At 65.8% G+C, this 10,566-nt stretch carries 13 protein-coding genes and 1 pseudogene; 4 read left to right on the plus strand and 10 right to left on the minus strand.

Annotated elements, in window-relative coordinates:
• Together VFH65_RS30075 and VFH65_RS30080 are read right to left on the minus strand one after the other, a co-directional pair.
• A partial coding sequence (locus VFH65_RS30075) for an FAD-dependent oxidoreductase (protein ID WP_353326895.1) occupies positions 1-1,104 on the minus strand: 1,104 nt, incomplete at its 3' end.
• Between the two features lie 162 nt (positions 1,105-1,266).
• A complete protein-coding gene (locus VFH65_RS30080; RefSeq protein ID WP_353326896.1) occupies positions 1,267-2,280 on the minus strand; it encodes a nitronate monooxygenase in 1,014 nt (337 codons plus the stop codon).
• 42 nt (positions 2,281-2,322) lie between these two features.
• On the opposite strand from VFH65_RS30080, the gene VFH65_RS30085 reads away from it, so the two are divergent.
• Entirely contained in the window at positions 2,323-3,105 is a 783-nt protein-coding gene (locus tag VFH65_RS30085) for a class I SAM-dependent methyltransferase (protein WP_353326898.1), read from the plus strand.
• Here VFH65_RS30085 and VFH65_RS30090 read toward each other — a convergent pair.
• A complete protein-coding gene (locus tag VFH65_RS30090; protein WP_353326900.1) occupies positions 3,098-3,622 on the minus strand; it encodes a GNAT family N-acetyltransferase in 525 nt (174 codons plus the stop codon). The two genes, VFH65_RS30085 and VFH65_RS30090, sit on opposite strands and share 8 nt — an antisense overlap.
• A gap of 81 nt (positions 3,623-3,703) precedes the next feature.
• Between VFH65_RS30090 and VFH65_RS30095 the strand changes: the two genes are divergently transcribed.
• Entirely contained in the window at positions 3,704-4,096 is a 393-nt protein-coding gene (locus VFH65_RS30095) for a VOC family protein (RefSeq protein WP_353326902.1), read from the plus strand.
• Here the strand turns inward: VFH65_RS30095 and VFH65_RS30100 are convergent.
• Together VFH65_RS30100 and VFH65_RS30105 are read right to left on the minus strand one after the other, a co-directional pair.
• On the minus strand, positions 4,065-4,724 hold the full coding sequence (locus VFH65_RS30100) for a maleylpyruvate isomerase family mycothiol-dependent enzyme (protein ID WP_353326904.1): 660 nt from the start codon (positions 4,722-4,724) through the stop codon (positions 4,065-4,067). The genes VFH65_RS30095 and VFH65_RS30100 overlap by 32 nt on opposite strands.
• Complete coding sequence (locus VFH65_RS30105; RefSeq protein ID WP_353326906.1) at positions 4,711-5,613, minus strand: alpha/beta hydrolase; 903 nt, start codon at positions 5,611-5,613, stop codon at positions 4,711-4,713. Before VFH65_RS30105 ends, VFH65_RS30100 begins: the two co-directional genes overlap by 14 nt.
• Positions 5,614-5,695: 82 nt before the next feature.
• Here VFH65_RS30105 and VFH65_RS30110 point away from each other — a divergent pair, with 82 nt between their 5' ends.
• Positions 5,696-6,337, plus strand: a complete 642-nt coding sequence (locus VFH65_RS30110; RefSeq protein ID WP_353326908.1) for a TetR/AcrR family transcriptional regulator — start codon at positions 5,696-5,698, stop codon at positions 6,335-6,337.
• Here VFH65_RS30110 and VFH65_RS30115 read toward each other — a convergent pair.
• The 3 genes and pseudogenes from VFH65_RS30115 to VFH65_RS30130 form a co-directional block, all read right to left on the minus strand.
• Positions 6,334-6,810, minus strand: a complete 477-nt coding sequence (locus VFH65_RS30115) for an Rrf2 family transcriptional regulator (RefSeq protein WP_353326909.1) — start codon at positions 6,808-6,810, stop codon at positions 6,334-6,336. The two genes, VFH65_RS30110 and VFH65_RS30115, sit on opposite strands and share 4 nt — an antisense overlap.
• A gap of 50 nt (positions 6,811-6,860) precedes the next feature.
• Positions 6,861-7,563: pseudogene (locus VFH65_RS32115) on the minus strand (SDR family oxidoreductase).
• Complete coding sequence (locus VFH65_RS30130; protein ID WP_414688544.1) at positions 7,557-8,777, minus strand: cytochrome P450; 1,221 nt, start codon at positions 8,775-8,777, stop codon at positions 7,557-7,559. The pseudogene VFH65_RS32115 and the gene VFH65_RS30130 overlap by 7 nt, the downstream one beginning before the upstream one ends.
• Positions 8,778-8,867: 90 nt before the next feature.
• Here VFH65_RS30130 and VFH65_RS30135 point away from each other — a divergent pair, with 90 nt between their 5' ends.
• Entirely contained in the window at positions 8,868-9,497 is a 630-nt protein-coding gene (locus VFH65_RS30135; protein ID WP_353326914.1) for a TetR/AcrR family transcriptional regulator, read from the plus strand.
• Positions 9,498-9,507: 10 nt separating this feature from the next.
• Here the strand turns inward: VFH65_RS30135 and VFH65_RS30140 are convergent, their stop codons facing one another.
• Together VFH65_RS30140 and VFH65_RS30145 are read right to left on the minus strand one after the other, a co-directional pair.
• On the minus strand, positions 9,508-10,104 hold the full coding sequence (locus VFH65_RS30140) for a cysteine hydrolase family protein (protein ID WP_353326915.1): 597 nt from the start codon (positions 10,102-10,104) through the stop codon (positions 9,508-9,510).
• Positions 10,101-10,566: hypothetical protein (locus tag VFH65_RS30145; protein ID WP_353326917.1), on the minus strand; the 466-nt coding region annotated here is incomplete at its 5' end. The genes VFH65_RS30145 and VFH65_RS30140, both read right to left, overlap by 4 nt.

Below are 10,566 nucleotides of genomic sequence, written 5' to 3' on the forward strand. Positions count from 1 at the left end.
TGTCGGCTCGGGAGCGTCGATCGCTGCGAGCACTTCTCCAATCGCATCACGATCGGAGAGCGCCTCGCGCGACCGCGCGGCATCGCCACCTCGTAACGCCACGAGGACTGGTGCGCCCGCGAACGAGAGGCCGTTGAGCACATCGGCGACCGGCTGCTCGCGGCCTACGAGGCCGAACATGTCCACCGATTGTGGCCAGAAGGGCTTTTCGAACGCGAGAACGACCTTGTCCAGGACACCGAAGCCGAGCCGTTCGATCGCTCGGCGCTTTGTCTCGGGAAGCGGCGGGTCGAAGACGATCGTCCCCGCCTTGAGCACTCCGAGCGGGACCGTGACGATCACCCGGTCCGCGGTGAACACACCGCGCGAAGTTTCGATGTGTGCACGGGTCCGTCCGTGCGCGATGCACGTGACCTCGGTGCCCCGCCGGATGTCGAGGCCGCGTGAAAGATGCTCGGCCAGCTGCGCATAACCACCCGGAAGGATGAGATCCGGCCCGGCGAGCTCCCCTTCGCGGCCGAACCACTTGAGTGCCAGCTCATCTGGATCGGCTGCATACTCGGTCACGACGCTCGACCTGACGTTCCACGCAACCAGCGGGTCGTCGAGATCCGCGACCTCGGCGAGGCCGTCCGCGAGAGACGCTTGGTCACCGGCGTTTTCGCTCAGCGTGTCAATCTCCTCGACTACTTCGCCCCAGGCCTCGAATGCGTCCTGGGCGCGCGCGGCGTCAATCAGACCCTGCTCGTCGAATAACAGCGCGTTGTAGAAGTCGGTCTCGACGGTCCGCGCCCCTGCTTCGCCGGCAAGGCCCACCAGCGGGTTGCCTTCGGTGCCGTGAATCCACGCCGCGCCGAGATCGATTGGGACGCCTAGCGAGGTATCGGTCCACGCCCGGCCGCCGATCCGCTCGCGCGCCTCGAGAACCGTCACGCGTACGCCTTCGTCGGTCAACCGCCGCGCCGCTGCGAGGCCCGCGAAGCCAGCGCCCACGACCACAACGTCCTCACCATCCGCCTCGCCACCACTGCAACCGGGGAACATAGTCGCGGCCGCCAGCGCGCTGACTGACAGCGTGAACCCGCGCCGGGTGAGCGTCGGCATGGTGCCGACGCTATCGGGTCAGCGGGTACGCAGGGCCGAGATCGCCTGGCTCAGTCTCGCGCGGTTAGCCGACTGGTCACGTCAGGGTGCTCTGTGCTCGAACGTTCCTTACCACTCGAAATTTCGGCAATTTTTCGGGCGGTAAGGAACGTTCGGCGGAAGCTAGGCCAGGCTGCTCATGATCTCGGCCACCGAAGCAGCCTTGGCCTCACGGAATCCCGTACCCGCCCATACGTTGACGCCGTGTGGATCGCCTGCGCGCACCGACGCGGCGCGCAGCGGGCTGGTCAGATAGTGAACCTCTGGATAGCCGAACGGCGCCTCGGCCTCGTGCTCGTCGATGAACCTGTTACGCAACCCGCGCGCATAGCGACCGGAAAACGACCGAGTGACAACGGTTTCCGTGAACTGAGGATCCCGAAGCGCGGCGCGGTGCACGGGGCTGCTGCCTGCTTCGTCGGCCAGCAGGAACGCTGTACCGAGTTGCGCCGCAACCGCGCCGGCCCGCAGCACGCGTTGCACGTCGTCGGCGGTAACGAGCCCGCCCGCAGCGATGACCGGGATATCGACAGCTGCGGTCACCGCGGCCAGCAGTTGGTCAAGCGGTTCGGCCGACGGCTGCGCCGTTGGGTCGAACGTTCCGCGATGCCCACCGGCCGACGGGCCCTGCGCCGCCAGCGCATCGACGCCCAGCGCGGCAGCCGCTCGCGCCTCGGCCAGTGTTGTGACGGTGCCGACGGTCGTGATGCCGGCATCGCGCAGCCGCCGGCATTCGTCCGCGCTCGGCAGGCCGAACGTGAATGACACCACCTCTGGCCGCAGATCGAGCAGCACGTCCAGCTTCGCCGCCCAAGCGTCGTCGTCGAATCGGGGTACGCCGGGCGTAACGCCGTAGCGCTGCGCCTCAGGGGCCAGCGCCGCGGTGTAGGCCTCGATCGCGGCGGGAGTTGCCGCGCTGGGTTGCGGCACAAACAGATTGGCGCCGATCGGTCCGATCGCGAGCCGGCGCGTCGTGGCGATGCGATCGGCGAACGTCTCGGCCGACAAGTACCCCGCCGGGACAAACCCGAGCCCGCCGGCGTTGCTGCCTGCAGCCGCCAACTCAGGCGTCGACGGCCCACCGGCCATCGGCGCGACGAACACCGGAACCGCGAGATCACGCACGTCGAATGACATGCACTCTTCGTATCACGCCCGCGGAGATAGCCTGATCGCACCATGTTCTCCGAAGCAGATGGCTACGAGCAATTCATGGGCCGCTGGAGCCGTCGGCTCGCACCGAAGTTCGTGGAATTCGCCAGAGTCGGCCAAAACCACCTCGTGCTCGACGTGGGATCAGGAACCGGCGCGCTTTCGCTCGCGGTGTCGGCCACCGCGTCCGCCCGAGTGACGGGTATCGAGCGCTCAGCCGCCTACGTTCGATACGCACAAGAGCATACCCAGAACGAAGCCGTGCGGTTTGAGGTCGGCGACGCAACGGCCCTGCCTTTCTCCGACAACACATTCGACCGCACACTGTCGATGCTGGTGCTGAACTTCGTGCCCGAACCGGCCGTCGCGCTCGATCAGATGACCCGAGTGACGCGGCCCGGCGGTGTCGTTGCGGCGGCGGTGTGGGACTACGGCGACGGCATGGAGATGCTCCGCACGTTCTGGGATGAAGCGATCGCGCTGGCACCGGCCGCGGCACCGCGCGATGAACGGCACATGCCGCTGTGCACACACGACGCGCTCGGCAAACTGTGGCGCGACCACAACATGCGCGACGTCGAGGACCAGCCATTGACCATCGACATGGCGTTCTCGTCCTTCGACGACTACTGGCAGCCCTTTTTGAACGGCCAAGGTCCGGCCGGTGTCTACGTGACATCGTTGGCGGAATCCGATAGGCACGCTCTGCAATCCAGGCTTCACAACCGCTTAGTGAGTGACCGCGGGGTGGGCGATGCGGCCTTCACGCTCCGCGGCCGCGCATGGGCGGTGCGCGGCGTGGTTACCTGAGCGCCTTGCCGAACAGCAGGCACTCCTGCGGCTCGGGGCTGAGATTCGGGAACATGCCGTATCTCACGAGCCGCGCCTCCAGCGCCAGTCCACTGCGTTCCAGCACCCGTGCCGACGCGGTGTTGTCGACATGGCAGTACGCCGACACTCGATACACGGACGCATCACTGCGCACATCGTCCAGCAGCAAGCCGACGGCCTCCGACATGAGGCCTTGGCCCCACCAACGACGGCCCAGGCAATACCCGATATCGACGGAGTGGCCGGACGTGGGCCGCCATCCGCACAACCCGACGGCCTCATCTTCCAGCTCAAGGAGCCAGGTGTGCTCGGTACCGACGTTGAACAGCTCAGTGATGACCCTGCGCGTTTCGGCGACATCCGGATGCGTGGGCCACGCCAGATAGCGCGTCACCTCCGGATCCGAGGCGATCCGTTCGAACAGCACATTGGCGTCCTCGATCCGAGGTGCGCGCAGGCTCAACCTCGGTCCGTTCAGTACTCGTACATCGGCCACGCCTCTATCCTGGCAATAGCGTCGCGTGCCGGTGGCGGACTGCGTCAGGCATGGAGGCGCCGAAGCACATAGGGGTCATCCATGGCCATTACGTTCAACCACACGATCGTCGCCGCGAAGGACAAGAAGCAATCGGCGACATTCCTCACCGAACTGTTCGACCTGCCGAGCCCGACATTGTGGGCTCACTTCATGATGGTGGAAGTCGCCAACGGCGTCACGCTCGACTACGCCGACGTCGCCGACGATGAAGACATCCACCCCCAGCACTACGCATTCCTGGTGTCCGAGGACGAGTTCGACGCGATCTACGGGCGCATCCGCACGCGGAATCTGGATCATTGGGCCGATCCGATGTGCACGCGGCCCGGGGAGATCAACCACAACGACGGCGGTCGCGGTGTTTACTTCCTCGATCCCGTCGGGCACTACATGGAAATCCTCACCCGGCCCTACGGATCGGGCGCTGACTAACCCGCGAAGCGAGCACGTCGACGCCGTCACCGGCCAACGAGGGCAGCATTCGGGGTCGGTTGCCGAGAACGGAGATCAGTTCGACGGCGCGGCCTGCGACGATGGGACCTTGCTTGCCATGTGCCCAGTCGGCGTCGGTGGCCACCAGCCGAAGGCCACGACTGTTGCGGAACGCCGGCACGAACGGATTGGGCACGGCCACTTGAGTGTTCAGCACCGCGATCGCGGCATCTGTCGGTACCGACGGCTCGTGGCCGAGCGCGAACAGGATGTCGAGTTCGTGGGTGACGTGGTCGCCGAGCAGCAGCCTGCGCGGAAAGTATCGACCCAATCCGCGTGGCCGCTCGGTCAGCCGCTCGAACTCATCGAGTAACTCGGCGGGGCACTGTGAAGCGGCCAGCGATTGCGCGATCGCGGCGTTGGCGCGATCGAATGACCCGGCGTGGCGCACCATCTCGGCAACCATCGCGCCGGGCCCCGCGCGGTAGCCGATCACCAGGTGGGCAAGCACGTCGTGGTTCGACCAGCCGTCGCACAGACTCGGTCGCGACCAGTCGTCGGCGGTCAGGCCCGCTGCCGTCGCATGGAATCGTTCGTCGTTGGACCGCAACAGATCACGGACGGACATCGAGATGCTCCTGCAGAAAGGCGGTCTGGTCGGCCAGCGCCTGGTTCACCAGCGGTGGATGGTAGATCTCGAAGTGATCGGAGTCGTAGTGCCGGGCCACGCCGCGGGGTGCGCGACGCGCCACCAACTCGGCGTACTGCGGATCCATCAGCGTCTCCCGGTCGCAGACGCACACCAACAACGGCGCTTTGACGTTGCGGGCATGCCGAATTGCTGAAGTCGTCACCATGGCAACGGCATCGGCGGCAGCGATCCGGTTGTCGAAGTGGCCACCCGGCGGCACTGTGGAGTTCCAACCTGCTTCCGCGCCTGCGACGGTGACCATCGCCCGGCTGCCAGGCGGTCCGACGATCGGCACATACCGGCGACCACGTCGCGCCATCACTCGCAGTGCGTCCTGCACGATCGCGGGCGTGATCCGCAGCGACGCCAGCAGCCCCAGCCGGCGAGCCGCACCCGGGCCATGCACGATCGGGCACTGCACCACCGCGACCGCCACGTCGGCGCGGCCGGCCGCTACCCGGATCACGTTCATGCCACCGAGACTGGTGCCCCACAGCCCGATCCGTCCCGAGTCGATGTCCGGCAGGGCCTTCAGATGTGCCAGCGCAGCCGCGACATCATGTTGCTGTGCGCGCGTCGAAATATGTTGCCGCGCTTTGCCGTCCGATGCCCCGGTATTGCGGTAATCGAACGCAAGCGTCGCGATTCCCGCGGCGGCAAAGTGCTGCTCGTATTGAGACAACATCATCTCGTGGGTAGCGCCTAGGCCATGCAGCAGCACAATCGCCGGATGCGGCCCTGCCCCCGGCGGCAGCGTCAACCACGCCGCGCATCGGGCACCACGGGAACGGAAGTCGACCCGCTGGGTCGGGATGGTGGTTGGCATTGTCGTCCTCTCAATAAGTACAACGTACGTATGGCCTAGAGTGCTTCACGTACGCTGTACTTGTCAAGAGCAAAGGCGTGATATGCGGGCACGGTTCACTACCGACGAAATCGCCGCCGCGGCATTGGGAATTGTCGACGCCGCAGGCCTGAGCGGCCTGAGCATGCGCGCGCTGGCGGCCGCACTGGGGACCGGCCCGATGACGGTCTACAACTACGTCAGTGACAAGGAAGGCCTCGAGGAGCTCGTCGTCGCCGCGGTGGTCGCCGAGGTAACCGTGCCGGAACCCACCGACGACTGGAAGCAGGACGTGTACGCGATCGCCGATGCGATGTGGCAGGGCATTCGCGCCCACCCCGCCGCGATTCCGTTGGTACTCACCCGGCGTACGGCCTCAGCCACAGGTTTCGCGGCCGCCGACGCCCTCATCGCCGCGCTCGGACGTGCCCGACTGACAAATCGCGACCAACTCGCGGCCTTCCACGCCGTGCTGGGCTTTGTCGTCGGCGCCGCACAGGCCGAACTGGCGGGCCCGTTGACCCGCGGTGACACCGCTGGCGAAACCGCGGCCCGCATCGGATCGGTGGCGGGCGCGGAGTACCCCAACGTCGAGGCGCTGTCCGGAGTCGCCATGCAGATGTCGGTCGAAGAGGATTTCGACCGGGGACTACAGATGTTGCTCGACGGCATCGCCACCCGCGGCCAATCGCGGCGGCGCCGCTAGCCCACCGAGTGCCCGCGCTGCTCTTCCTGACCGCGGTAGTCGTCGGCCATTCTGTGGACGTGGTCGGGCAGCGCGCCCGTCGCCACGTTGGCGAGGCTGGTTTCCTCAAGCACCGATCGCATGCTGGCCCGAAGCGCGCGCCACACGTCGGTCAACGCCGCGGTCGGCCCCGAGTACGGCAGATCGCCAAGCCCGATATCGCGGACACTGGCCAGGGGCCCGTCGATGCAGCGCAACACGTCGGCGATGCTGATGTCGGCGGCGGCGCGGGCCAGTTCATATCCGCCTTCGCGGCCGCGGTGACTGCGCACCAGCCGGTCGGTGCGCAGGTCCGAGAGGATGTCGACGAGAAACTGCGGCGGGATGCCCTGTGACTTGGCCAGATCATCGGTCTTGACCAGTACGCCTTCGTCGACCGTCGCCAGTTGCACCATGGCGCGGACGGCATACTCCGCCTTGGCCGACATCCGCATTTAGCAAATTGTGCCATCCGACCATGGCAAACACCCCACAACGGCCCGCGTCAGCCCGTCAAGATCGCTCCGAACAGCTCACCCATCTCGTCGGCGGGTCCGCCGGGCACGGTGTATTCGGAGTCGTCGTGGATCTCGTCAAGTGGTCACGCACATCCTCAACCGACAGCGCGGGATTGTAGAAGCCTTTCGTCCGGTCGATGAAAAATCGTGCGACGTGCCCGGCGCCCACCGTGTAGATCTCCCCAGATAGTGGACTGTCCTGGTGTGCGAGGAAGGCCACCACGGGTGCCACCCGTGCGAGGTCGAGTTTCTGGATGTATTGGCCTACAAGGTCGTCCAGGCGTCGTCCTGCCTGCCCGCGCCGCTGATGGAGTAAGCCAACATGCGGGTAGTCGCAATCGGGGCGATGGCGTTGACCTTGATGCCCAGGCCGGCTCCTTCGGCGGCCAACACGCGAGTGAGGCCGATGAGCCCGGTCTTGGCAGCGCCCGGTCTTGGCAGCGCCCGTTCCAGGCGTCCAGCGCCGCGTCGATGACCGCCTGACCACCTTCCGGGGCGGCGACGTCGGAACTGTCCGCGATCGCCTCACCACCGCGCTGGTGGATCTCCTGCACCCCCGATGTCGTTGACCAAGATCCGCGGCCCGCGGGAAGCAAGCAGTAGCGCGTATTCGCGCCCCAAACCGCCTCCGGCGCCCGTGATCACGGCGACGCGATCGTCGAACCGCAGTTCGTCGGTCGATGTCACCACGTGACAGGCAGCTCCTTCATGCCGTAGATACCGGATTCGCCCTTAAACCTCAGTTCGTCGGGCGGCACCGCCACGCGCAGACCGGGAAGGCGTCGCGCCAGCGTCGCGAACGCGACTTGCATCTCGACGCGGGCGAGGTTCTGGCCGATACATTGATGCACCCCATAACCAAACCCCAAATGTCCTCGGGTGTTTCGGTCGACGTCGAACATCTCCGGGTTGTCCACGAAGCCGTTGTCCCAATTTCCGGCAGGCAGGTTCATCACCACCATGTCGCCGGTGCGGATCAACTGCCCGTCGATAGTGAGGTCCTCGGTCGCCACCCGGTCCACCGCACTGTGCACGATGGTGAGATAGCGCATCAGCTCCTCGACGATGTTCGCGATGACGACCTGATCGTCGGTGTGGCCGAGCCGTTCGAAGACATCGTGATGCTGCAGCAGCGCAACAGTTCCCAACCCGATCATGTTCGCGGTGGTTTCGTGGCCGGCCTGCATCATGATCGCACCTGTCATCGCCGCGGTCTCGCGGTTGAGCTGGCCCGTCGCGACGTAGTCGGTGACGAGGCGGCTCATGAGATCATCGCTGGGGTCGTGCTCCTTGCGGTCCACCAACTCCCGTATGTAGGTGAAAATCGCTTCGAAGGCCCGCGCCCTCTGCTCGTCGGACGCCTTCGTGTCCAGTGAGATCGTGGTGTTGCGATGGAAGTGTTCGAGGTCCGCGGACGGCACCCCGAGCAACAGCGCGATCACCAATGACGGCACGGGCAAAGCGAAATCGCGCACGAGGTCGGCGGGCGGGCCATTGCGGATCATCTCATCGAGATATCGGTTGACGATCTCCTGAATCTGCGGGCGCATACCGTCGGCCCGCCTGAAGGTGAAGTCTCTGGTCATCATGCGCCGCAATCGATGGTGCTCGGGATCGTCGATCCGCGCGAACATCACGACCGTGTCGCCGTCAGCGCCCGTCGGCTTCAGGCAGTCCGGAATGCTGTCCGCGGACAGGCGTGGATCGACCAACGCGGCTCTGATGTCCTGGTAGCGGCTCACCACCCAGGCCGCTCGGCCCTGGTACATCGCCCGTTGCAGGCCGGGTTCCTCCCGCCATTTCGTGAACTCGACGGGCGGATGCAGCGGGCAGCCCGCAGCGCGCTGGGCGGGGATGACGGGCAGGGCCGTCTCAGAGCCAAGATCGGAAGTTGTTGACGTCACCGGCGTTCCCCGCTAAGTGTCAGATAGCTGTCAATTACCGAGCGTAGGGCCATGACTGAATGGCAGTCAACTGTCGGTTAGGCTGTCACGATGACTGCGGTTGCCGACCGACCCTTACGGGCGGATGCGGCACGCAACGCCGGGCGCATCCTGCGTGCGGCGCGTGAGGTCTACGGCGAGCTGGGGCCGGACGCGCCCATCGAGGCCATCGCCCGTCGCGCCGGCGTCGGCGAACGAACGCTTTATCGCAGGTTTCCGTCCAAGGGCGACCTGGTCAGGGCCGCTCTGGACCAGAGCATCGCCGAGGATCTTTCACCCGCGATCGAGCGGGCACGCCGCACCGACGATCCGCTGCGTGGGCTCACCGAGCTGATCGAGGCGGCGATATCGCTGGGCGCCCGCGAACACAACATCCTGGCGGCTGCGCGCAAGGCCGGCTCGCTGACTCCTGACGTGTCCACCGATCTAAACAAAGCGTTGGGGGACCTCGCAGGCCGCGCCCAGCAGGCCGGTCTGGTCCGTGCGGACCTCGTCCCCGAGGATCTACCCCGGATCGTCGCAATGCTCAACAGTGTGCTGTGGACGATGGATCTCGGCAGCGACGGCTGGCGGCGCTACGTGGCTCTGATTCTCGACGCGATCACCACAGATGGCCGGCATCCGCTGCCTCCTGCGGCGGCCCTGCGCTTCCTGTCCAGCTCGGCCGACTGGCCTGTGTGACTGGGCGGGGTCAGTCGGGGATGCTCTCCCCACTCGGCACCACGACGGCGAACAGGTCGGCCATCGCCGCAAGGCTGGCGGTCTGCATCGCCGCCGCAGGCACCGTGGCGTCATTCAGGCCGGGTAGCGCACGGGTCGCCGTGGCCGCGGCGACCACCGTCGGCGAGTATCCGAGGTTGAACGCCCCACGCGCGGTCGAGTTCACGCACATGTGTGTCATGAACCCGGCGATCACGAGGTTCGATGCATTAGAGGTCTTCAACAGGTCGTCAAAGTCCGTTTGCACGAAGGCATTCGGATAGTTCTTCACCACCACCTGTTCGCCGTTGCGCGGGGCTACCCGAGACACGATCGAGCCGCTCTCCCCCTCGATGTCGTACAGCGACCCAGGACCGTCGTCGTGCTGGATGTGGATGATCGGAATGCCTGCCGAGCGGGCGCGATCGAGCAGCGCCTCCACCTCGTCCAGGGCCGCCCGCACGCCGTCGAGTTCCATCACGCCACCGGTGTAGGTGTTTTGGCAGTCGATCAGGATGAGGGTCGATTCAGCCAGGCCGACCGGCTGCTGGGGCAGTCCGGCAAGGGCGCGCAGGGTTGGGTTCGTCACGCCGCCGAGCGTACTGTGCGCCGTTTTGCCGAAGCGAACCTCCCGATGATGTCGGCGAATTGCTTCAGATGCTCTGTACGGTCGACGTTTATCGGTCCTGGCGCGTACCACACCGCCGTGGTACCGGCACCGTCGCCTGTTCGCTGCAGCCGTAGCTGTTCCACCGGCTGTCGAAACACTGTCGATCTCGTCGCCTGGTCGCCGTCAACGATGATCTCGACTTGCAAGGGGTTACCGTCGACCCGCTTGACCGTTAGCGTGCTCGGTGTTTTGACGACGCGTATCCGACCTACCTCGAGGTCGCCGCGGGCACCGATCTGGATAACCCCGCCAACCAGCGGCACGCTGAGTTCGACTGTCCCGATGGGCATTCCGTCAATATCTTCCGATACGAATGCCAGCCAGTCGGCCGCAAGCCTATTGACAATCGTTTTCATCTGCATCGAATGGGAGCGTACACGC

It is taken from the genome of Mycobacterium sp. (assembly GCF_035697385.1).
In the GTDB taxonomy this organism is placed as follows: Bacteria; Actinomycetota; Actinomycetes; order Mycobacteriales; family Mycobacteriaceae; genus Mycobacterium.